The 23,741-nt window shown below is 31.0% G+C and carries 22 protein-coding genes; 15 read left to right on the top strand and 7 right to left on the bottom strand.

The window, feature by feature from the left end; genetic code table 11:
• Positions 1 to 26 precede the first annotated feature (26 nt).
• The 4 genes from ACQ654_RS06675 to ACQ654_RS06660 all read left to right on the top strand — a co-directional run bounded on the left by ACQ654_RS06675 (position 27) and on the right by ACQ654_RS06660 (position 5,052).
• Positions 27 to 380, top strand: a complete 354-nt coding sequence (locus ACQ654_RS06675) for a hypothetical protein (RefSeq protein ID WP_430409546.1) — start codon at positions 27 to 29, stop codon at positions 378 to 380.
• The gene (locus ACQ654_RS06670) at positions 364 to 2,955 is read left to right on the top strand and encodes a carboxypeptidase-like regulatory domain-containing protein (protein WP_430409545.1); all 2,592 of its coding nucleotides are present in this window, start codon (positions 364 to 366) and stop codon (positions 2,953 to 2,955) included. The genes ACQ654_RS06675 and ACQ654_RS06670 overlap by 17 nt, the downstream gene beginning before the upstream one ends.
• A 484-nt stretch (positions 2,956 to 3,439) precedes the next feature.
• A complete protein-coding gene (locus ACQ654_RS06665; RefSeq protein ID WP_430409544.1) occupies positions 3,440 to 3,943 on the top strand; it encodes a hypothetical protein in 504 nt (167 codons plus the stop codon).
• Between the two features lie 929 nt (positions 3,944 to 4,872).
• On the top strand, positions 4,873 to 5,052 hold the full coding sequence (locus tag ACQ654_RS06660) for a hypothetical protein (protein ID WP_430409543.1): 180 nt from the start codon (positions 4,873 to 4,875) through the stop codon (positions 5,050 to 5,052).
• Between the two features lie 67 nt (positions 5,053 to 5,119).
• Here the strand turns inward: ACQ654_RS06660 and ACQ654_RS06655 are convergent, their stop codons facing one another.
• Positions 5,120 to 5,635 carry a chromophore lyase CpcT/CpeT gene (locus ACQ654_RS06655; RefSeq protein WP_430409542.1) on the bottom strand — a complete coding sequence of 172 codons (516 nt, stop codon included), beginning with the start codon at positions 5,633 to 5,635 and terminating at the stop codon, positions 5,120 to 5,122.
• Positions 5,636 to 5,858: 223 nt separating this feature from the next.
• Between ACQ654_RS06655 and ACQ654_RS06650 the strand changes: the two genes are divergently transcribed.
• Positions 5,859 to 7,307 (top strand): hypothetical protein, encoded by a 1,449-nt coding sequence (locus tag ACQ654_RS06650; RefSeq protein ID WP_430409541.1) that lies wholly within the window; start codon positions 5,859 to 5,861, stop codon positions 7,305 to 7,307.
• A 2-nt stretch (positions 7,308 to 7,309) separates the two neighbouring features.
• On the opposite strand, the gene ACQ654_RS06645 is transcribed toward ACQ654_RS06650, so the two are convergent.
• Positions 7,310 to 8,419 carry a helix-turn-helix domain-containing protein gene (locus ACQ654_RS06645; protein ID WP_430409540.1) on the bottom strand — a complete coding sequence of 370 codons (1,110 nt, stop codon included), beginning with the start codon at positions 8,417 to 8,419 and terminating at the stop codon, positions 7,310 to 7,312.
• A gap of 302 nt (positions 8,420 to 8,721) precedes the next feature.
• On the opposite strand from ACQ654_RS06645, the gene ACQ654_RS06640 reads away from it, so the two are divergent.
• Together ACQ654_RS06640 and ACQ654_RS06635 are read left to right on the top strand one after the other, a co-directional pair.
• On the top strand, positions 8,722 to 8,949 hold the full coding sequence (locus ACQ654_RS06640; RefSeq protein WP_430409539.1) for a hypothetical protein: 228 nt from the start codon (positions 8,722 to 8,724) through the stop codon (positions 8,947 to 8,949).
• Positions 8,950 to 9,056: 107 nt separating this feature from the next.
• Positions 9,057 to 9,272: a TIGR04149 family rSAM-modified RiPP gene (locus ACQ654_RS06635; RefSeq protein ID WP_430409538.1), complete on the top strand. Its 216-nt coding sequence runs from the start codon at positions 9,057 to 9,059 to the stop codon at positions 9,270 to 9,272.
• Positions 9,273 to 9,537: 265 nt separating this feature from the next.
• Here the strand turns inward: ACQ654_RS06635 and ACQ654_RS06630 are convergent, their stop codons facing one another.
• Positions 9,538 to 10,257, bottom strand: a complete 720-nt coding sequence (locus ACQ654_RS06630; protein ID WP_430409537.1) for a hypothetical protein — start codon at positions 10,255 to 10,257, stop codon at positions 9,538 to 9,540.
• Between the two features lie 271 nt (positions 10,258 to 10,528).
• Here ACQ654_RS06630 and ACQ654_RS06625 point away from each other — a divergent pair, with 271 nt between their 5' ends.
• From ACQ654_RS06625 to ACQ654_RS06605, 5 genes are all read left to right on the top strand, one after another.
• Positions 10,529 to 11,296 (top strand): YHYH protein, encoded by a 768-nt coding sequence (locus ACQ654_RS06625; RefSeq protein WP_430409536.1) that lies wholly within the window; start codon positions 10,529 to 10,531, stop codon positions 11,294 to 11,296.
• The gene (locus ACQ654_RS06620) at positions 11,268 to 11,945 is read left to right on the top strand and encodes a toxin-antitoxin system YwqK family antitoxin (protein ID WP_430409535.1); all 678 of its coding nucleotides are present in this window, start codon (positions 11,268 to 11,270) and stop codon (positions 11,943 to 11,945) included. The genes ACQ654_RS06625 and ACQ654_RS06620 overlap by 29 nt, the downstream gene beginning before the upstream one ends.
• A 214-nt stretch (positions 11,946 to 12,159) precedes the next feature.
• The gene (locus ACQ654_RS06615) at positions 12,160 to 13,293 is read left to right on the top strand and encodes a hypothetical protein (protein ID WP_430409534.1); all 1,134 of its coding nucleotides are present in this window, start codon (positions 12,160 to 12,162) and stop codon (positions 13,291 to 13,293) included.
• A gap of 32 nt (positions 13,294 to 13,325) precedes the next feature.
• Positions 13,326 to 13,766, top strand: a complete 441-nt coding sequence (locus tag ACQ654_RS06610) for a hypothetical protein (protein ID WP_430409533.1) — start codon at positions 13,326 to 13,328, stop codon at positions 13,764 to 13,766.
• Positions 13,767 to 13,901: 135 nt separating this feature from the next.
• Positions 13,902 to 15,506, top strand: coding sequence for an alanine/glycine:cation symporter family protein (locus ACQ654_RS06605; RefSeq protein ID WP_430409532.1), 1,605 nt, complete (start codon positions 13,902 to 13,904; stop codon positions 15,504 to 15,506).
• Here the strand turns inward: ACQ654_RS06605 and ACQ654_RS06600 are convergent.
• The 3 genes from ACQ654_RS06600 to ACQ654_RS06590 form a co-directional block, all read right to left on the bottom strand.
• Entirely contained in the window at positions 15,496 to 17,163 is a 1,668-nt protein-coding gene (locus ACQ654_RS06600; RefSeq protein ID WP_430409531.1) for a TlpA family protein disulfide reductase, read from the bottom strand. The genes ACQ654_RS06605 and ACQ654_RS06600 overlap by 11 nt on opposite strands.
• Positions 17,164 to 17,319: 156 nt before the next feature.
• Positions 17,320 to 17,487, bottom strand: a complete 168-nt coding sequence (locus ACQ654_RS06595) for a hypothetical protein (RefSeq protein ID WP_430409530.1) — start codon at positions 17,485 to 17,487, stop codon at positions 17,320 to 17,322.
• A 61-nt stretch (positions 17,488 to 17,548) separates the two neighbouring features.
• Positions 17,549 to 19,168 carry a thioredoxin domain-containing protein gene (locus tag ACQ654_RS06590; protein WP_430409529.1) on the bottom strand — a complete coding sequence of 540 codons (1,620 nt, stop codon included), beginning with the start codon at positions 19,166 to 19,168 and terminating at the stop codon, positions 17,549 to 17,551.
• 401 nt (positions 19,169 to 19,569) lie between these two features.
• On the opposite strand from ACQ654_RS06590, the gene ACQ654_RS06585 reads away from it, so the two are divergent.
• On the top strand, positions 19,570 to 20,109 hold the full coding sequence (locus ACQ654_RS06585; protein WP_430409528.1) for a sigma-70 family RNA polymerase sigma factor: 540 nt from the start codon (positions 19,570 to 19,572) through the stop codon (positions 20,107 to 20,109).
• 125 nt (positions 20,110 to 20,234) lie between these two features.
• On the opposite strand, the gene ACQ654_RS06580 is transcribed toward ACQ654_RS06585, so the two are convergent.
• Positions 20,235 to 21,002 carry a DJ-1/PfpI family protein gene (locus ACQ654_RS06580; protein ID WP_430409527.1) on the bottom strand — a complete coding sequence of 256 codons (768 nt, stop codon included), beginning with the start codon at positions 21,000 to 21,002 and terminating at the stop codon, positions 20,235 to 20,237.
• Positions 21,003 to 21,064: 62 nt separating this feature from the next.
• Between ACQ654_RS06580 and ACQ654_RS06575 the strand changes: the two genes are divergently transcribed.
• Positions 21,065 to 22,996, top strand: a complete 1,932-nt coding sequence (locus tag ACQ654_RS06575; protein ID WP_430409526.1) for a CocE/NonD family hydrolase — start codon at positions 21,065 to 21,067, stop codon at positions 22,994 to 22,996.
• A gap of 132 nt (positions 22,997 to 23,128) precedes the next feature.
• Positions 23,129 to 23,704 carry a hypothetical protein gene (locus ACQ654_RS06570; RefSeq protein WP_430409525.1) on the top strand — a complete coding sequence of 192 codons (576 nt, stop codon included), beginning with the start codon at positions 23,129 to 23,131 and terminating at the stop codon, positions 23,702 to 23,704.
• Positions 23,705 to 23,741 lie beyond the last annotated feature (37 nt).

The raw sequence follows: 23,741 nt of genomic DNA, 5'->3' as shown, positions 1-23,741 counted from the left end.
ATTACAGACGTATTATACAAATTCATTTGGCTATTGCCTACTTTTTTTCAGGAATTGCAAAAGGTCTTGATATAGGTTGGTGGAACGGAAATTCCGTTTGGAAAGCAATTGCTTCAGTAGATAATTCTTACTATTCTTTTTACCCGCTGATTTTAACCATAGTCGGGATTGGTACTGTTTTATTAGAGTTTTCATATCCTTTCTTAGTATACAATAAGAAAACGAGAAAATATGTTATAGCTGGTGTAATACTTATGCATGCAAGCATTGCCGTGATGATGCAATTATATGCCTTTTCAGCCTTGATGATAGTATGGAATGTTGCGGCATACGGTAATATAACTATGATTAACAAGACATCGGATGTGGAAACAGCTTAGCCTAATAATATTTTTTACCTGTATTTTTTGTTCGTATGGACAAAAAAAAGAGATTTCAGGTATAATAAAAAATATTGAAGGTAATCCTGTTCCTTTTGCTAACGTAGTCGTAAAAGAAACTACTGACACACAAAAACCTATTACTTACGCATATAGTGATGAGCAAGGTAGCTTTTCTCTCAAAATTCCTATTAGCATAAAGCAAGTTAGTGTCAATGTAACTGGAATCGGTTATCAAGAAAAAATCATCATTGTACAAGTAGACGAAATGGAATTACCGTTGATCATTATTGTTGAAGAAAGTGTAACGCAATTAGAAACGGTGGTCTTAAAAGCAAAAAAAATTACAGACACGCTCAATATTGATACTGAAAGTATGAATTTGAGTAAGGAAAGTACGTTACGAGAAATGCTTAATAAGACAGATGGAATTATTCTGGGTGAGGAAGGAACAATTTCCTATCAGGGTAAACAAATTAATAAAGTATTGATTAATGGTAAAGAGGTCTTTATAAATCAGAATAGTATTGCTTTGGATAATCTTAATTATGAGATTATGGAAAATGTTCAGATAATAGACAATTATAAAGATAAGTTCACTTTAGATTTCAAACGCATACGAGATCCAGTTATTAACATAGAGACCAAATCAAAATTCAAAGGCATTTTAAAAACACAAATTGATCTAGGGTATGGTTTTAAAGATAAATATGGAGTAAATGGGAAAGGATTCTTTTTTTCTGACAAACTAAATGCTTTTGCTACTTCGCATACCAACAATACAGGAACAAAAGAATTAAGTGAAAAGGATGTTTCAGCTTCGGTGCGAGAATACGCTACTGAAGAATTAAATAATATATTATATCCTTTTTTTATTGAGGATTACCAAACTACTAGAAATTTTGTGACTAATAGCAGTCTCACATTACGCTGGCAAGGTCTCAATAGTAAAACCGGAATTGTTTTCTATCACGGAAATATCAATACGAAAAGAGAAGTAGAATATAATACTTTCATTGGTGATACGCTTTTAAATAAGAGCAATTTAGAAAATATTGACAAAGGTAACTTTTATTCAGCAACAGCTAATTATAGCCGCATTCTTTCGCCAAAAACAGTTTTGCAGAATGTGTTGAGCACCATTGCAATAAATTTTAAAAAAGAAAATGAAAATGTAACCTCTATTTTTGTGCCAACTACAAGTTTTTTAAAAGAACAATCACGGTACAATCCTAAAAATTTCACAGTGAATAATGCTTTAAAATTAACCCATCTACTAGCAGATAATACAGCTTTTAACTTCAATCTGGATTATTATTATGAGAAAAATTCAAAGGATTTTGAAACAAAACTTACCAATATTGATATTGAAGATGTTATCCAACAAGGTTCGTCTTCCAAACAATATTTAGGAAACTCATTTAATTTTAATTTTAGGTTAAAAAAGGCAACTTTTAATGCAGGATTAGCCATAAAAAATAATAAAGAAGAAGGTAGCCTTAATCTTTTAAATAGTATTGATGACAATTCTGATTTAGAAAGAAATATCTCTATTGTTGAATCATTTTTATCTTTAAATGGTTCAGTCAAAAATCTGGACTATGGTTTTACGGTAACTCCGTCGTTAATTCTTACTGAGAATACTGATAATAGAAAGTTTTTAAATATGTCTCATTTTCTCAAGTATAATTTTGAAACACAGAACAACTTAATTTTAAGGATGTGGCATAATTATCAATTTTATGATATAAACTCGCTATATGATACAATTGTGAGAAACTACAATAATAGAATCATCAATACTAATAGTGATAAGCATATAGAAGAATACTCCACCAAAGACGAAGTTTCTCTTAGCTGGTTTAATAGTAATGTTGCCCGATCAAAAAACTTAAATTTTGTTTATAGATATAGACAAGAACAAGATTTTCTACAAAGTGTACTTGACTCCGTATCAAATAATATTTTTTATTATTCAAATAGAGTTTTTGATAAAAAAGAAACACATTCAATCAAAGCTGGAGGAAAAAAAGGTATCTATATGGGTTCTTCATATCATCGTCTTGATATTGGAGCAGGATTGAATTATTTATCAAGCAAATATTCAACATTTTTTAATAATCAAAACGCTCGGGCAAATAATAATATGTGGGAACCTTCTTTTAAATTGAGCTTTCTTCCGCGTAAATTTTTTATAAAAGAAATTACGAACAATGTCAAATGGAACCATCGTACTTTTAAAATTAATGGAGATGATATTACCCAGCAATCAATCATCACAAATACTTTTATGGTAAAAGGTCATGGAGATAAAATAAATTGGAAATTTGATTTTGAATATATGTTTTATAACATAAACCAAGATAGGTTTAATGTGCCAGATTGTAATCTCTCTCTCAAATATGATGTTTCGGATAAGCTTTCTTTTTCTTTAGAAGGCAGATCGTTGTTAACTTTATTTGAGCTAAATAATTACAATTTTGTAAATACGCTCTCAAATGGAAATACACTAACACAAGTAAGAACGAATAACAACCTTGGCTATCTTATTTTGTACACATCTTTCAAGTTTTAGATTTGATAATGATTTTTTTAAAAAAGTAGCAACTTTGTCATGGAAACATCAATTAAACTCATGTCAGAAAATGACAAAAAGAGGAAGGAAGAATGTAAAATACTCAGATACGTTCAAACATAAAATAAGAAGATAAATTTCGTTATTTAGGAAATAGTCTAAAGATTCTTTCCTAAACTTTATTAGAAAGATAATTTACAATATCGAAGAAATATGTAACACTTACTTTTAAGATTAACGAATAAAAATAGAAATGAGCGCATAGTATGGTGTCTAAAAAGTAACGCGAGTCATTGCTACTACACATGTTTTGAATTTTTTGGAAAATCATTAATTTTTAAATTTGATTTTAGCTTATTAGGAAACAATACTAACTGATTCTCAAGTTTCGTCACTTAAAAAAATAATCTAGATTGTTAATTATATTTTATAATATTTGTTAATTTTGAGATTATAAAGCTTTTAATCAATAAAATATAAAATAATGAAGAATACAAGTTTACTTATCTTAGTTATGTCCTTTGTATTGTTGGGATGTAGCAATAAAAAACAAGAATTAATAAAAGAATATAATTCACTTCTTAAGCACAGTAATGAGCTTTCCGAAGCTCACCAAAAATTTGAGAAAGAGCATGAGATGATGGTGAAAGAGCATGAAGAATTTAAAAAAGAAATTAATTCAATAGAAGAAGAAGATTCAACCATCTTAAAAGATTATGCACAACATGGAGCAATTCTTAAAAAACATGGTGATATTATAAAAAAGCACAATCAAATTATTGCATCACACAATCAGTTAAAAGCTAAATTTGAAGACTTAAGCGATACTGAAATCCAAGCTGAAATCACTGAAATGGAAAAACAGCACAAGCAAATGAAAGAAGAGCATGCGCAAATGGAAAAAGACCACGAGAAGATGATGAAGCAACATAATTTCATGAAGGAAGAAATTGCCAAAGAAATGAAAAAACAAGAAACTACAAATTAATCACTTTGTATAGTATTCTATAATTACAATTCTGCATAGATTTGACTATGTCACAATTCATGCAGAATTGTTTTTTATTACAGATCTAAAATAACGTATGTAAACCCGAAATTGACTCTAATATCAAATCAGTATCTACAATTTTAACTGAATGAAAACTGCTTTGTTCCAGTCATTTACAGTTTCTTTACTCAAAAATACTGCAACTTAAATGTTGACAAACCAAGAGCAATAAATGATCCACGAAGCTCATACATTGATCTTTTAAGTCAAATTCTCTTTTTTTTATAAAATCCATATCGAAGAAATACGTAGTTTCATCTAAACAGAAAGTATATCATACCAAAAATGTATAAATCGTGTCGGTTTATACATTTTTTGTTTGTACTCGTCTAAAAGGAAGTACTTTCATGTCTGTAAAACTAATAGGAGTAAATTTTATGAAGTAAACTATTTTTTAGTAAGGAATAATTCACTAATCTCCTTTGTTATACACAAGAATCTAAATATGATGATGCTGTAAGTACAGGAAACTTAAGAACTATAGTATTCATTGATTATGCTGATACACGAGACTTCTCAGGGCAACCGTATTCACGGAGGGAAGTCTCTATCAGTCCACAATTTCAAACTTAACAAATGTAGTTGTTGTTGATAGTACTAGAAGAAGAATATATCAAACAAAATTCAATTAAATACATCAGCAGAACAATTTACAATTCACAAAAAAAATGCTTTAAATAGGAGTTTAATACAGAGCGAAAGAGTAACAAAAGATCCATTTTTACTTTACGAAGTACTGTTTTAATTGTCCTGAATTTTGTAATCTGAATTTATAAATACGTTGTTATGTTTGTTGCGGGCACTATTTTTTTAGACTTAATTTACAGCATCAAACAAAATATAAAACAATCTAAACTTTACAACTCATGAAAAAACAAACATTAAAAAAACTGTCATTAAAGAAAGCTCAAATTTCTAAATTAGAGAATATTAAAGGTGGAATTCAAGATGCACACGATGACGCAATCAGATGGCCGCAAACGTGTTTAGGAGACGCGTGTCCATTTACCATGTTCTTTATCTGCCCATCAGCTGCAGCATCATAATAATGTCACATATGTTATAAAAAAGCCGTTGATTTTTATAATCAACGGCTTTTCTATGTTTTGAGAATTAGTACAAACGTTTAAAAACGTATCCAGCTTTTTCAGCGCCCCAAACATGTTTGTCATTTGCGTCAAAACCACGATCCCAACTTTCAATAACATTAGGTTGTATTGTAACTTCTGAAGTTGCATAACTTGCGCCACGCATTGTACTTTTACAATCTTTATCGATGGTACTTCCAGAATAACTGTTGCCGTTTTTCTTTAAAATTACCGCACAACCTTCGCGTTCTTTTAAGATAGAAGCATCGAATTGATCAAAAAATGCAGGTGTTTTCCACTTTCCAATAAAATTTTCAGGATTTTCTAACGTGTAAACTTTACTTGAAAACGAACCATCTTCTAGTTTTTCTAATTGATATATACGTTGACGATATGGTTTTAATTGATTTGCGCTAATTGCTTGTTCAACATACAGCCAATAACCATCTTTTGACTTCCAAATAGGATACATGTGTAATGAAATATTGTAATAACTTGCGTCGCTAGCGGCTTGCTCGCTACTATCAAATGAACCTGTCATAATTGTTTGTAATGCACTTAATTCATTTTGAGAAGTGTAGCTTTATAACTATTACAACTTGAAATTACAACACATAAAAATATTGCAAAAAGTAGAGAATATAGTTTTTTCATAAGTTGGATTATTACTGTTTTTTAAATTGAGAAGTATTTGATATCGAGCATTATATAAATGTAGAAAATACATTTCGTTTTTCAAATTTATCTATATAATACCTTAGAAAATGTTAAAAATAGGAATACTTTCCATGAATTCTGTAACTTTAAGTCAAAGTGCAAAACCGATGCGTACCATTTTTCTTCTTATTTGTTATTGTTGTACTTCTTTCGGATTTGGTCAAACTGATCAATTTACCAGAGGACAATTACTTGACGGACTTCCTGTAGCTACAGAAGGTTCGGAAACTTATGCATTATACCTTCCAACTTCATATGATGCTTCCATAGAAAATGCAGTCGTTTTTATATTTGATCCAAGTGGAAGCGGAAAAAATGGAATTCGTCCTTTTATAACTGCCTCAGAAAAGTTCAATTACGTATTGGTTTGTTCTAACGTAACTAAAAATGGAGTTCCATATCCTGTAAATTTTGGTGTTACAAGTAGGTTGTTAAAAACCATATTTGCGAAGTTTTCTATTGATAAAAACCAATTATACACCGCAGGATTTTCTGGTGGCTCACGATTGGCAAGCGCTATTGCCGCTGTTACAGGAAAAGTGCAAGGCGTTATTGCGTGTGGCGCAGGTTTGCCTGTGGACAAAACATTTACACCAAGTGCGGAATTATTTTCATATGTAGCGTTGGTTGGTGATGAAGATATGAATTATCAGGAAATGTTTACTACGAAAGCTGCATTGGATCAATATGAAGTTCCGAACGAATTGTTGGTTTATGAAGATTCACACCGATGGCCGCCAAAAGAACAACTTGTACGTGCATTTAGTTGGTTAGAATTGCAAGCTTATGAAAAGAAATTGAGAATGGTTGATTCTACTTTTGTGAAAAACTATTACGAATCTCAATATGAAATTGCAGATTCATTAGCACACAATCATTATCAATTTAGAGCTGTACACGAATATAAAAGCTTGATAAACAACTTTTCAAATTATTATACTTTAGATAGTATTCAAGCTAAAATTGATCATTTAGAAAACACAAAAGAATATCAACAAGAAGTAGTTACGCGTGCTTCTAATATTAAAGAAGAAAATGCTAGATATGAAGTATTTTCTACACGATTTACGCATGAACTCATCAAAGCAAAATCGTTTGATAATTATAAATGGTGGAAAAAAGAAATAGGCAAACTAACGGACGAAATTGAAGCAGAAAAAAATAATCAAAAACTAAAAATGCTCAAACGATTACGATATACTGTGTATGCAGGCATATATGAATCGTCAGTACTGTTTACAAATAGTAAAAAATACCAACATGCTTTGTATTGTGATCATGTTTTAATTCATTTCAGACCAAAACAAGCTTATTGGTTTTACAGATTGGCAGAAAGTTACGCACGAAATAACGATTTAGGCAACACTATTACATATCTTAAAAAAGCAAAAGAACTAGGATTACAAGGTTTTGAACGTGTTGAAAATGCACCTGTATTTGCAAAATATAAAGACAAACGAAAATTTAAAAAACTCTTCCGAGATCAGTCTAAATAATATCAAGAAAAATTTTTTTCAATATAGCGTGAAGGTGTATCATTCATAAGCATCTTGAACGATTTATTAAACGTAGATTTTGAGTTAAACCCTGAATCCATTGCAATTCCTAATATCGTTTGCTTTTTGTGTTCGCCTTCTTTCACTTTCGATAAAAACGCTTTTACTCTGTATTCATTGATAAATTCATAAAATGTTTTTCCGTAAACAGAATTCAACAACCATGATAAGTTATTGGCAGAAGTGTCTACTTTTTTAGCTAGAATTTTTAAACTTAAATCTGAATGAGCAAAAATTTCTTCTTCAAGAATGAGTTGTGTTAGTTTTTCTTTTATAGTTTCAACTTCATCTTTACGCAACCGATCTTTCTTAATGGTTTTCTTGTCAATTGGCAAGCGAATAATTTCTGGTTGTGTAAAACTGAAATACCCAACAATAAAAAGAAACGTTGCCGTGCTAATCCAAACGAGTTGGTAAATAATATACGAACTGTAACTATGTAAGATATACGTTTTTAAAATTCCAAATAACCAAAAAGCACTAATCATACAAAGTCCTATCAGTATAAATTGCAGGTACCTGGATAATTTACGTGCATGCACTAATTCTTTTAGTTCAGAGTGTTTAATTTTTCTTACAATTTTGTAGGACATAACTGTATATGTTATTAATAGTGCTACTCCGGAAAATTCCATCACAAAATAAATGATTCCGATGGTTGTGGTATAGCTCAATTTAAAATATTCTTCAGTTGTAACAGTTAACGACCAACAGAAAAAAGCAAATAATAAAAGTGACGGAATATAGTGTTTAAAGGACAATATACTTTTGGGATGATTTTTAAAAACTAAGGCTCTAAAATACATATATAATAATGGTCCAAATAGATAAATAGTACAATCGGTTAGTAAGGCTGGTCGCCAAATCCAAGGAACTTTAATTTGAAACAGCGCCATTTTTCCTGCAAAAATAAAAGTAGCAAGTCCAATAATAATAGTTAATATTTTATTGGCGTCTCTATTTTTTTGAGACACAAATTGTAAAGAAAAAATAAGGAATATTCCTTGAATTATTCCAGCGAATAACACAAGGTCTAAGAAAGAAAATGACATCAATTTTTTTCTATTAAAGATACTTAGAATTTAGTGTCAATCGTACGATTGGGTACATTAACACCAAAAGAAACGTGAAATCAATGATTTTTAGCATGATTTTAAGAAATAGTTGTACGTAATATCTTTATAAAATATAATGGCGAGTAAAAAATGTGTGCAAAAGTGTTTGAAATAGTGATTTTTCTGACTTAAATTTTAAGGTATTGTTGTGACCATCTATACGCATTTGTATGTATAAGTACTACTACATTGAGTTCGTTTTATACATTCGTTTCATAATTAATTAAAACTTTATTATTATGAAAAAACAAAAGTTAAAAAGCTTATCACTAAGTAAAAAAACAGTATCAACATTGACGCACGCACACTCAATTAAAGGTGGAGATCCAACAGCTTTCAATTGTGTAATGAGTGACATTGGTTGTGTAACACACCATCCGACATGTATGGTAGAAACAGGAATTAGTTTCTGTATTCGTTGTATGGAAGAATTTACTGAAGGTTGTGTAACTCATGTTGCTTGTTAATTATGAGTCATCAATCTCAGAGTAGATGAAAACTACGAGAAATGTAAAAAACATTCCTTTTTAGTATTGTTTATCGTACTAATTTATAAACCAAAACATATAAAATTATGAAAAAAAGAAACATCAAAAATTTAAACTTAAACAAAACATCAATTTCTGATTTAAGTAAAAAAGAAGTAAAAGAAATTAAAGGAGGAACTGTTGTAACGGTAACCGCTATTTCTTGTTGGTCATGTATATCGTGTCCAACTATTGATTGTACAAATGGTGAAGTATGCTCTTCAATACCATGTCTTCAAGACATCTTAAAAGATGCACAATAGTTTCCAGAAGAGGTTGCCTAAAAAGGTAACCTCTTTTTAAATTTTGTATCTTTAAATGAATTATAAACCAAAACTAAAATGTTATGAAAAAGACACATTAAAAGTTTGGCATTGTGTAAAAAAACAATTTCTTCACTCAGATTTACTGAAAGTATAAAGGTGGAAATACTTCTAAAACAAGTTATTTATGTGGACCAAGTGAGTGTGACTGTGATCTTGAATTAACATTAGCTTAAAAGGATAAAAGAGGTTTTTTATAATCTTTTTATTTAAATGCTTTTCGGGTGCGTTTTCGAAGCTTGGCGAGCCTATCTTTGTAATAGGCTTTCAACTCATCAATAAATACATACGGGTTTTCATATGTCTCTAAAACTATATACGTTGATTTATTTTTAAGTTGGCTTAGTTGTTCGCTAATAGTTTCAATTTCAGCTAGCAAATGTGTTTGCGGATTGGCTTGAATTTGAACATTAGTCGTTTTTGTAAGTGCTGATAAAGATACATTACTAAAAATGTGCGCATGATACGCTTTTAATGCTTTCAAATCACCTTCTTGATACACTTGAACCAACTTGGTTGTAACTTCCGTAGCCAACTCAATTTCTGTTGAATTTATCGAAAACTTATCCGGATGTACATGAAACATAGCTTCTCGGTACAAGCGTTTTCTTTCGTGTGAATCATCTTCAATACTTTCTTTTGATGAAGTTTCTTCAACTACTTTTAAACCTTTTGGCTGAACATAATTCTTTCCACGTTGTTTTTGTAATTGACGTTTTTGCTTCTTGTTGCGTTTCAATTCCTTATAAATCAACGTCAATTCTTGCACTTCAATAATTTCATCTCCTAAATGTTTGTATAAAAGGATTTCAAATTCGTGTACTTTTTGCTCAGCAACAGCAAACTCTTTCTGCAACTGTTCTAATTGCAGTTGCAAATCAATAGTATCGATATTCGTAGCTATGGGGAAATTTTCATCAGACATCACACAAAAATACAATACAAAAAATTAAGAGCTTTGTTAGTTTATAAATTAGTACACATTTGAATATAAACTCAAATGGCAACACATTAATTAGTCCATCATATAATTATTTTTTTTCAATTTAATTGATTGAAAGTTAGATAGTTACGTGTTGTTGAAAATATGTTCTAAAATAAAAATGATAACTAAGTGCAAGATTTTTTAAAAAAAGGCATCCTAACTAGTAACCTAATTACTATTTGTACGAGTGTAATTTATTAAATAGAAAAAAATGAAGAAAAATCAATATTTAATTTTAGCAATAAGTATGTTACTACTTATGAGTTGTAGTGACAATGAAACAGCTACAACAACAACTAATGAACAAGGAACAGTAGATATTACAACTGTTGTACAAAGTAGCTTTTCAAATGATTATACCGATGGTGTAACTGTAGAGGTGAGTGGCGATAATATTACCATTCGCAGTACAGGATTACCAGATCATAAAACACCTTATTGGGGAGTTGGGCATGAAATGTATGAAGATTTCCTTGGAACAAATCATGCCAATGCAAACACATCCATGATAGCGCATAATTATGCAATGACAATACCTACAAATCCAATAGAATCAAGTTTTAAAGAAGAAACTGAATTAGGTGCAGTTGGAATGGCATTAAATGGAGCACCTATTTACAACGATTATGAAGGTATGGGAGTTTTAACAGAAATTGCATGGAGTACTTTTGACGCTACAGGTGCACATCCTGGCCCTGGCGAAGATTATCACTACCATTGTGAAGGTACGTACTTAACTGTTGATGACAATAATTTAATTGGCTTTCTTAGAGATGGATTTCCTGTATATGGAAGAAAAGATGAAGATGAATCATATCCAAGTGATTTAGATGTAAATGGAGGTCATGTAGGTACTACTGCTGATTTTTCAGAAGAAATTTACCATTATCACGTAAGTAGTGAAGAATACTCTACTTCTGGATTATTTGTAATAAAATCAGGAGCTTATCATGGTACTAAAGGAACATTCACTCAATAATTTGAGTATCTATTTAACAAAAAAAAAGTTCAATAGCGCTGTTATTTCCTTATTGATTCTAAGTTCATTAATTGGGTGTAAACCTGAAAATGAACATACAGTTGGCAAAGAAGTAACAGTGTTTAACTATACCATAAACACAAGTGATATACCTAAAGATACTGTCGCCTTTAGCAATCCGAAACTTTTATTTATAAATGGAATTTATTATTTAAATAACGTAACCTATTCGGGTATTATATATAAAGAATTAAAAGGAAATAAAATAAAAACCTTTAGCTCCGTATTGAATGGGAAATTGCACGGAACATTTAAAAGTTTTCATGAAAATAACACGATTTACGAAATACGAAATTACAAAAATAATGTTTCGTTAGGAAAACAAACTGGATACTGGCAAACGACTGGAAAGCTAAAATTTGAATACAATTACTTCAATGATAAAAAAGAAGGAATACAGAAAAGTTGGTATTCTAATGGAAATATAGCGTATATCTACAATTACAGAGATGACAAACAAGATGGTTTTCAGAAGGCTTGGAGACAAAACGGTAGCTTATACCGAAATTTTCAAGTAAAAAATGGCATTCGATATGGACTCCAAAAATCAAAATCGTGTGCCACAATACAAGACGGAAAAATACAATAATTCAATCTTATATGCTTCAGTATTTCACAGTCTATATAATATATATATGATAAAATTGACACTGAGTTTTTAGTCAAAATCTGCAACTTTTTTAGTATAAAGCCATACCGTGTAATTTATATTCTTAAAAATTCAAGTAACGTTTTTTAGGTTTACAATACTCTTCATTCACGCTATTTTAAGTACCTTTAAAACATCAATCAATCAAAAACACATGTACGCACACATAGAATCTACAGTTACGGCAATTGTCTGTTTGGTTACAGCATTTGTCATTCAACGAATCTATGACAAAGAGCGAAAGCAAAAAAACATGAACACAATTAGCGGAATCAAATGGTTTGGTTTGGCAATTTTTTCATGGGGAATTGGCGCATTTGTAACACTACTATTTTCAAACTACCTTACATTTTCAACTAGTTCTAAATGGCTGATATACTGGAGTGTATTCATTTCATTAATCAATTCGTTATTCATTTTACTATCATTGCCTTCTATCGAACATCAAAAAAATAGAAACATGATTGTTCGTATTGTACAACGATTTTCTGTAAAAGAATTTAGCATGTTATTCTCTGGAATTTTTAGCATGATAGCCTTCGTTTTTATAGCAACATCATTTAACAATCAAGACATTAACAACAGTTTTATTTGGTTGATAGACATTCCAATTTCGTTAGTGGTAGCCTTGGCTTTGTTATACGAACTAAACAAAGCATTTACGAGTAGAAACATGAAATTCATGTATTTACCTTGTTTTTTATTATTCATATTAATCGTTATTGCGGTTTCACACCGAATTGTTCCGTACGAAATGGTACAGGAATACATAAGTTTATCAAACTGGAGTTTAATTGGAATTATTACGGCACTTTCGTTCAAATTCATCTTCATATTACTATTCTCAATTCTTCTATATAGCTGGAAATTCCTTTCGGAAAAAGAACAACAACATTCAGAATTTATGTTGTTAGAAACGGAACGTAATACGTTACAATCTGAAAACAAAAAGTTAAAAATTGCGAATGAAAGTCACATTGATACCATTCAATCATTGACAAAAAAACTCAATCGTACAAAAAAGAAAATCAGTAAACTCAAAGAAGCTTCCAAAACCGAATTATCTGACCGACAACAAGAAGTCTTAGCCAACTTAGGTATTTGTGGTGCAAAAAAATCGTATACCGAAATTGCCGAAGCTATGCACATTAGTGTTGATGGTTTTCAGGCACATATCTATCAAATCAAAAAAATACTCAAAATAAGCGGTTCAGGAGGAAAAGAACAACTCATTGCATACGCAACTGAAAACGATTTACTTAAATTTGCCACCATTGAATGTGAATAAACATTTAATTGGATTAAAAAATAAATATTTCAATGTTGGGAATCGGAAATTTATTATTCGGAAAAAAAGTAATAGTAGACACACAAATAGGCACATTTAAAGCGCGTATAAAAAAGAATAGTTCAAAACAAACTACTTGGACATTAGATGCTACATCCAAAACAGAAAATACAGCATTATTTATTTTATTAGTAGGAAATGAAAAAGGTCCTTCTGACAATCAAATAGAAACTGTTCAATTCATACGTAACAATATGGAAAGCATAAAAGCTCAAATTGTTGCTATAATCGCAAGTGATAAAGATTTAAAACGCGAATTCCAAGATCAAAAAATAACAGATTTTCATTTGTCATACATCGGTTCTTTAAAAGAAAGTAACGTGAATTTTGAGCTATCTTTTGAAAGAAAAAAAGATGACGGATATTTGGGAGCAACTTTAAAAGATCAAAAAATTACAGAAGTAAACCTTTAAAAACGGTTGAATCTATACACACATACCGCATGCTTAAGTACATACTTAACCATTCAGAAACCTAGAAACAGCAATGCGTAACCTTTTCTGAAGTACTTTTAAATTTCATCTTCGTGCCAATCAAAACACGAACAGATGAAATCAGTACGATTATCTTACCTAGCTTTTTTAATTCCTTTTTTTTCCTATGCGCAACAAGAATCATCATCATTGGATGCGCGTATCAATGAAAACTTCAGAAATGCAACAAGTTGGTTTACCGATGCCATTTTTGCAGAAATACCAATCACAAGCGAAGTAGGAATTCCGTGGGTTTTAATCGTACTGATTATTGGTGCAAGTTATTTTACAGGCTATTTTAAATTCATCAACATTCGCGGATTTTTTACAGCAATTAAAGTTGTAAAAGGCGATTATGACGATTTAGAAGACGATCACAAAATTGAAGTTTCTGAATCAATTTCTACAACGGAAAACAACGATCAACCTGATACTATCCGAGTTGAAGGAAACGAAGGCGAAGTTTCACACTTTCAGGCACTCACAGCGGCTTTGTCTGCCACGGTCGGATTGGGAAATATTGCGGGAGTTGCCATAGCATTATCCATTGGCGGACCAGGCGCAACGTTTTGGATGATACTAGTCGGATTCTTAGGAATGGCGTCCAAATTTGTAGAATGTACACTTGGCGTAAAATACCGAGAAGTAGACGAAAATGGTGTCGTATATGGTGGGCCAATGTATTATTTACGGAAAGGTTTACACGAAAAAGGCTTGAAGCGTTTGGGTAAAATTTTAGCAGTAATCTTTGCAATTATGTGTATCGGTGGTTCGTTTGGTGGCGGAAACATGTTTCAAGTAAATCAGGCGTTTCAACTATTTCAATATGTAACTGGTGGCGAAGAAAGTATCTTATACGGAAAAGGTTGGTTATTTGGAATTATCATGGCAATTTGTGTTGGAATTGTAATTATTGGCGGGATTAAAAAAATAGCAAAAGTCACCGACAAAGTCGTTCCAGTAATGGTTGCTGTGTATGTTTTTGCGATTATTGTCATTTTAGGAATCAACTATCAAAGTATTCCAGCGGCATTTGGCGAAATATTCAATGGAGCGTTTAGTTATGAAGGTGTTGCAGGTGGTTTTATTGGTGTGATGATTCAAGGGTTTAAACGAGCGGCGTTTTCTAACGAAGCAGGAATTGGCTCGTCTTCCATTGCACATGCGGCAGTAAAAACAAAATACGCCGCTAGTGAAGGTTTGGTAGCATTATTAGAGCCATTTATTGATACGGTTGTCGTTTGTACCATGACAGCGTTGGTTTTAATCATTACAGGACAAATTAGCGCAGGAACAGAAGTTTCCTTTGAGCAAGGTGCAATTTTGACATCCAATGCTCTGGAAAGTGGAATTTCTTGGTTTCCGTATGTGTTAACAATTGCTGTAATTCTATTTGCGTTTTCATCTATGATTTCGTGGTCATATTACGGACATCAAGCGTGGTCGTATCTTTTTGGAAGAAGCAAAAAAGCAGAATACATTTACAAAACAATCTTCTGTATTTTCGTAATTATAGGCGCGGCTGCAAGTTTACAAGCTGTTGTAGATTTTGCAGATGCAATGGTATTTTCGATGTTAGTTCCGAATATGATTGGACTGTTTATTTTGGCTCCAAAAGTAAAAGAAGAACTAAAACGTTACAAAAACGCGATTCAATCCAAAAAAGAAACTACTGAATAGGAGTTGGCTTTTGTGTATGATCAATAATACGTTCAAAGACTTCCTCATCGGATGGACTTGGCGCGCTATTTACCATAACTCTGTTCTTATTATCAAATATAACATAGCGTGGAATTTGATGTACATTTAATGCTTTTGCTAATGATGATTTCTTGCCATTTACTAACAAATACGAATTTCTAAAATGTAAAAAATTGTTTAACTCTTTGCCTTTTTTTAACCATTTTTCACGATCTGTATCAATAGAAAGATAAATCCATTCTACATTATTTTCAACCGAAAGTCGATCTTTAAAAGGTTTACTTTCTTGAATTTGCTTTACACATGGCGGACACCAACTTGCCCAAAAATCTACTACTTTAACGCGTTTTTTGGAACGATTAAAAATATCTTGTATTGTAAGTGTATCACCTAAATGATTCACCATTTTAGCATTCAAAGCAGTTTCAGACAATGTAAAATCATACGTTAAAATATCCTCTTTGATATCCACCATCTTATCTCTAAATGATTTTTTATCTCCGACAGATTCTAAATATTCATCAATCGTAGCAATCATAAAGTTTATATTTTCTGAACCATAAGCAAATCCTTTATTATAGTAATCTGTAATCATTCTGCCGATGGCATAATCTTTAATTGTTCCTTTAAAATTGTTCTCAATAAAAGTTTTTTCTGCAATTAATCGTTCTCTTGAAAATAGAGTTGCATTTGATTGTACAAAGTGATGACGAATAAAAACCATTAAACTATTTTTAAAAAAATAGGTGTTCCGCATGGCTTCAAAATCTTGAAAATCGTCTACAGTCAAATTTTCTAGATAATCACTAATATCAAATAACCTTTTCTCATTAAACCTCTCATTTTGAACTAAACTAGGCAATGCATCGTAATCATTATAATAAAAAGCTTCGTCAGATGAAGGGTTCACTCTTGGACTTACAAGGTTGTCATAGTATTCAAATTTTAGTAGTTTTTCATAAATGGTATTGACTTTCTGGGAAAGTTTATGTTTACTAGTATATTCTTTTAAAAATGCCTTTTTCTTTTCGTAAATAGCAGTAATATATTTTTTATATAAAAATAAATCTCCTCTATAGGGAGATTTTGAATATTCAGGTGTATGTGCATTTAATGCCAATGATAGATTATTTTGTGCGGCATTTTTACCTGTAAAAACTAGTTTTTCATCTTTAACTTCAAATTGAACAGTATCGTTTGGAACAATATAAATATTAGAAGAATACATGTTTTTGTTACCACTTGGGGAAAATTCCATCAACATGGGCGCATCTATATTTTGTAGTTTGATTGTTGCTATATTGTTTTCTATATTTTTTTCAATATCTTGATGTGACTTTCCAAATAAATACGTGTTATTAATAAAGTTTGGTCGTTTAAATACGCCAGGATCATCGGATTTTCCGAGAATGACAATACTATTATTGATATTACTCTCTGAATCAGAATCTACTTTTTTACCAAAACCAACTTCTTTATTTTCGTTGAATTTAGGATTTTGTTGACTTCCTAAGCCAATAGGAATTTTTCCAAGTAAAGAAGAACCAATATTTGATTGATTTGACAAGAATATTTTTGATACTATGAAATAACTAGCTATTAATGAAATAGCATAAATAGTTGACTTTTTTAACATGATAGATTGTAGTTAAAAACTTTCTTAAAAAGTAAAAATAAGACTTTGTTTTATATAATCATTACGGTAAACCGTAGAGGTAGGTATTTGATTATTAGTTTTTTGTATGAAAAGGTAGTTTGTGAGACTACCTTTCCTTGCAAACAAAATTCAAAATTAATTCCCTCCACCAGAACAAATTTTTACGCCACCATGATTTTTACATTTAGCAATCATTACTGATTCTTCACATTTAGGAATTTGAAACTCCTGATTATTTTTACAAAGCAGTTGTGCAGTTTCATTTCCAAAAGAAGCACTACTTCCAGCAACAATAGTTCTCATTTCCTCTCTACTTAATTGGTTTCTAGAGTTTTTAAGGTTGATTTTCATAATAATAAAATAATTAAATAATTGTGTCTACTCTGTTAATAGCTTTTCGACTTTCCGCTAATTGTATCGTATTTTCGTCTACTAATTCTTCAATAAAATAGGTGAAATCGGTAATGGAATACATTTCTGGAAACTGATGTCCATTCACCGCTAAAAAAGGTGTAAACGTAAGTCTATGTTTCACAAAATGTGAACGATGATTTTGTATCAGTTCGTCAATATTAGTTGTATCGTACGTGTATGAATATTGTTGCAACCAGTTTTTCAGGTCACTTTCTTGATACCAATCTTCCAACGCATTGAAAAATAATTCAGTCCCGAATTTTTCATATATATAGATTAAATGTTGCACAAGTTTTGAAGCTTCTGTACTATTCTTATTCAAATCGAAATTGAAGAAAAACCGAATACAAATCTCCTTTTTATGCCTTTGAAGCATCTCTTTCAACATAAAATAAGGAGCTTTACAAAATCCACAGTATGGGTTTGTCACAAAATCTAATGTTACTTTTGCCGATTCATTACCAAAAATTAAGGCGGTTTGGGGTAATACAGTAATTGGACTGGAAAAAAGGGTATTTCTAAAAAGTGTATAATTTTTTTTGAATCGTGTGGCTTTAAGCTCTAAAGATTTTAAGTTGTTGATTGTGATTAATTTATCTTTTATAAAATACCATGAAAGTAAAATTGCTAGAAAGACAAAAATGTATAAGTTGTAGTGTGAAAATAAAATTTCGACAGTACTATGTTGATGAAATACTAAAACATAGATCAATTCAGAAATGATAATTCCAGTAATAGAAATGCATACTCGACACCATTTTTTTGCTATGAATTTTTGATAATACAAGGAAAGAATCAAAATAGGAATAGAAGCAAACAGTATAATTTTTTGTAACTCAAAAAAGAGATCCAAACTATTTGTAAATCCTGAGCTAAAGAAAAGTAGAATTTGAAAACTAAAAAAAGTGATGCTTATATCGCTAAAGCTTATTTTTTCTAAGATTTTCCAGCGTGTTGAATTGACAACTGATGTACATTGTTGTGAATTTGTACTACTACAAAAAGTGTCAACAAACGTTTGATTAAGATTGAATATATGTTGTAAGGCAACAATTGAAAAGAACAATCCTAAAAGTGGAAATAGAACAAATAAAAACTGTGATGTTGTTGGGAAATAGTGTTTCAAAAGCACTAAAAAAGTTAACAAACAGGCAATTGCTATAGCATGAAATAATTTAAACGAATGTAACTTTTTTGAAAGCTTAGTATTTTCTTCTACTAAAAAAACAATGCCTTTCCATTTCTTTAAAAATGCTTCTTTAGAAAGTGTAATTTTTCTTGAATTCTGATACACAGTATAAAAACGACTTGTTTTGTGCGCTTCTATATACGTTAACGAATCTTGTTGCGTATCTTTGAGTTTTGTAATAAAATAATTTGGTAATGATTCAACTTGACTTTTATCTACATGCAAAGCGGCATTCTCTATTTGGAATAAATGTAAGGTGTCACTAATGGCTAGCAAAGAAGGATATTCAGGATGCGATTCAAGCTGAAACGTAAACTCTTTTTGATCTAAATGAATCTTCATTTTCTTCAAATACAAAAACAACATCTTAATATTAGTCATTAAATTCTTTTAAATTTTAAGCTAATATATTTATTGATTTGTAAGAAAAATTACGGTTTCTCTCAATTTGATTAAAAATACTTATAAATAAGGATATAGCTGTAGCTATTTTTAAGGAGTCTTTAGGTGTTGATTTACATATAGATACGTTTGTTAACGACGATTAATTCGTAATTTTATAAAAACTATGCATCTTTTTAAAGCATTTCTCGTCTACTGAATGAACTTTAAAATTTGTAAGATGATGGAAAATCATAAAAACTGTACATGCAACTGTACCAGTTGTAAAAATGGACAATGCAATCAATGTACTTGTGAAAACTGTACCTGTGTACATTGTAATTGTTAACTATGATAAAAAGCCTAGATAGTTTTCTATTTAGGCTTAAAAAAACAAAAGTATGACTACAACAGAAATCTGGAAAACATATGCAAACGATGTAAAACGTTTGATTATGAGTAAAGTAAAAGATGCTCAAGTCACGGACGATTTAGTGCAAGAAGTTTTCATCAAAGTACATACGAAACTTGAAACGGTTCAAGATGAACGAAAAGTAAAATCGTGGTTGCTAAGTGTAAGCAGAAACACGGTTTTAGATTATTTTAGAAAATCATCTAAAGAAACTCCATTAGAACAAGAAGAAACAATTGTCAGTGAAGAAGATTACAAACATTCTGAAAAAGATTGTTTGCCAGGAATCATTAAAAACTTGCCTAAAAAATATAGAAATCCATTACTGCTTTCGGATATCAAAGGTATGAAACAAGCGGAAATTGCGTCTCAGCTAAACTTACCATTAGCAACGGTAAAATCACAAATTCAACGCGGACGAAAACTCATTGTACAAGGGTATATGGACTGTTGCGATTACAAACTCAACGATAAAGGTTTCCTAACGGGAGAAGTGAAAGACAAAAAACAATGTAAAGTCTGTAGTTAAATAGTAATGAGTAGTGAGGTTTTTTAAATTCAGTTAAATTCAAAACCGAATACCGAAGTTAAAAATGTAAAATATAAAATATAAAAGTATTTTTAACTCACAACTCACAACTCACAACTCACAAATTACTTTTCAATAACCGTATGCGGATAACCATCCAATGTCCAATCAATAACCAATCCGCCAGCAAGGCTTTTCGCAATTTCTTTTCCATATAAATATTCACACAAATACAACGCTGCTTCAAACGATTTTGCGCCACCAGCCGAGGTAATGTATTTTCCATCATGAACAAATAAGGTGTTATCTCTAATATCTAACTTAGGAAACATTTCACGCATCTTTGAAATGTCGCTAGGAAACGTTGTAGACGCAACATTATCTAACAATCCAGCTTTCGCTAACACAAAAGCGCCATCACAATGCGAAGTTACAAATTCAGCATTTTTAGCAATTTTTTGTACAAATGCAATCATTTTTTCATCGTTTAAATCTGTATCCAAATGATGCTCGGCACTTGGTACCACTAAAATGTCAATCATAGGTAAACTATCCTTCAAATAATTAAAATCTGGAAGAATCCGCATACCTTCAAAAGTTGTAACTGCTTCATCAGTATTTGCAACGGTGAAAACATTCATTACTTTAATATTTTCACGAAAAATAGTATGTTGAAAAATATCAAAAGGAGCTGTCAACTCTGTGTTAAACACACCATCCATAATTAAAAAACCAACATTATAACGATTTGGTTCAAGCTTCGGAAATTCTTTCTTGCTTTTCTCTACTTGGACATTAGGCGAAGTTGAAGTATTATCTTTTTTAGTATTTACAGCATTTTGACAACTTATACAAAGTACTACAAACGTTAAAAGTGCGAGTATTTTTCTCATGACAATATGATAGCGATTAATATTTTGTAAATTTAGACATTAAAAACTACGAACGACAATCAATGAAGACCTTTTTTAAACTCATCTTATTACTCGCTTTTCTAGTAACTTCTTGTGCAAAAACTGATACAAAAACTGAAAAAGACACAACAAAAGTAGCTGACACGTATGTGCCGGAACATTATGACAAGCAGGAAGTTACGATCGAAATGCGTGACGGAATCAAATTGCATACTACGATTTATTCGCCAAAAGATAAAAGTCAAAAATATCCAATATTAATGATGCGAACGCCATATAGTTGCAAACCGTATGGAGCAGATGAATACAGAACCAAAATTGGTCCAAATTCGCACTTAATGAAAGAAGGAAACATCATTGTATATCAAGATGTTCGTGGTCGTTGGATGAGTGAAGGTGTATATGACAACATGCGTGCGTACATTCCAAACAAAACAGATAACACACAAATTGACGAATCTTCAGATACGTATGATACGATTGAATGGTTGGTAACTAATGTTGAAAACAATAATGGAAACGTAGGAACTTGGGGAATTTCATATCCAGGTTTTTATGCTACGTATTCTACAATTGACGCGCATCCAGCATTAAAAGCGGCGTCTCCACAAGCCTGTATTGGTGACTTCTTTTTTGACGATTTCCATCACAATGGAGCTTTTCTATTAAGTTACTTTAGAGCGGTTTCTTTATTTGGAACGATGAAAGATGTGCCAAAAGATTCAGCTTGGTACAAATTACCAGATTTAGGCACTAAAGATCAATATCAGTTCTTTTTAGATGCTGGCCCATTAAGCAATTTGAACAGTTATTTTGAATACGAAAAACTTGATAATGTAATCACGTCTAAGTCGGATCAAGTTGATGATGTATTTTGGAAAGAAATCATTGATCATCCAAATTATGATAGTGTTTGGAAGCCAAAAGGGTTAATTCAAAATTTAAAACATTCCAAGCCATCAGTAGCAACAATGATTGTTGGTGGAATGTTTGATGCGGAAGATTTATACGGACCATTTGAAACCTATAAAGCAATTGAAAAAAACAATCCAGATGCATACAATACAATGGTTTTTGGACCTTGGGATCATGGAAAATGGGCGAGAACGAAAGTAAAAAACTATGTTGGAAACTATTATTTTGGAGACTCAATTTCATTAAATTTTCAACGAGATATTGAAACAAAATTCTTCAATCATTTCCTAAAAGGTGATGGAAGCAAAAACTCTGGGCTACCAGAAGCATATGTTTTTGATACAGGAAAGAAAAAATGGAGCAGTTTTGAAAGTTGGCCACCAGCAACTATGACAAAGCAAGACATGTTTTTAAATGCAAATCAAGAATTGTCAACGGAGAAAAAAGGAACATCAAAAGAAGTATTCATAAGTGATTTAAAACGTCCTGTTCCGTATTCGGAAGATATAAAAACAGTATTTACACCAAGAAAATACATGACAGACGATCAACGATTTGCAGCGCGTCGTCCAGATGTATTAATCTTTGAAACAGAAATACTAGAAGAAGATTTTACCCTTGCGGGAGATATCTTAGCAAAACTAAAAGTTGCTACTACAGGAACAGACGCCGATTGGATTGTAAAAGTTGTAGACGTACATCCGCATGATGCAAAAGAGCAAAAAGAAGGTATGCAAGATCATTTAAAATTGAGTAACTACCATTTAATGGTACGTAGTGAAGTAATGCGTGGACGTTTTCGTAACAGTTTTGAAAATCCTGAACCTTTTGTGCCAAATCAAAAAACGGCTGTAAATATTAAATTACAAGATGTACATCATACCTTTAAAAAAGGACATAAACTGCAAATTCAAGTGCAAAGTACATGGTTTCCGTTAATTGATTTAAATCCGCAAACATTTGTGCCAAACATTTACAAAGCAACCGAAGAGGACTTTAAAAATCAGACACATACATTATTTAACGATTCGAGTATTGAATTTTCAGTATTAAAGTAGGAATACCTTGTTTTTGGATTGTTAGAAGGATTTCAAACCCTTAATTTTTTATGAACTTATTTTCATTTGAATGAAAAAACTTTTATGATATTGAAATTATATTTATTTTACATTACATCTAATACAAGAATCATGAAAAAATTAGTCACAACTTTACTTTTCTTACTTATTGCTACAACATCTTATTCACAAATAAGACAAGGATCTCAAAATTTTTTTATAGCAAAAGAATGGAGTAAGGATATCTCTCTTTTTAGATGTAAAGCATTCCTTTTTCAAGAAGTTTTAGGTGTAAGTGAAGCTATAAAAAAGTTTACTGTTGAACCGTTGGCGGCGTCAAAATCAGGAGAGTTAACAACTCTTATTTATAAAAGTGAAGACTTGGGGAAAGAAGGATTAATTCTAGGTTTTTATGGAAATTATTGGACGGCTGAAGGAACTACATATAAAGGATATGCATTTAAAGACTTGAGTGGAGAAAAAGCTAAATTATTTTTAAATAAAATAAGGAAAGCGATGGATGATCACAAAAAGTTTTTACAAAGCGATAATGATAATAACAATATCTTTTTTGAATTTGAAGACATTCAAGTTCTTATTTATCGTGATGGAAACTTTATTATTAGAGTTTTTTGGAATGGTTTTGATTCTACTTGGGAAAATACAGCGTTTAAAAGAAGTAAGAAACGTTTTGAAAGAAAAATATAAATCAATCTATTTTTGATCGCTTCGCTCTTAGGTTATT

The organism is Kordia sp., from assembly GCF_965283645.1.
In the GTDB taxonomy this organism is placed as follows: Bacteria; Bacteroidota; Bacteroidia; order Flavobacteriales; family Flavobacteriaceae; genus Kordia.
The sequence above is the reverse complement of the archived record's forward strand: the minus strand, read 5'-3'. Positions and strand labels throughout refer to the sequence as shown.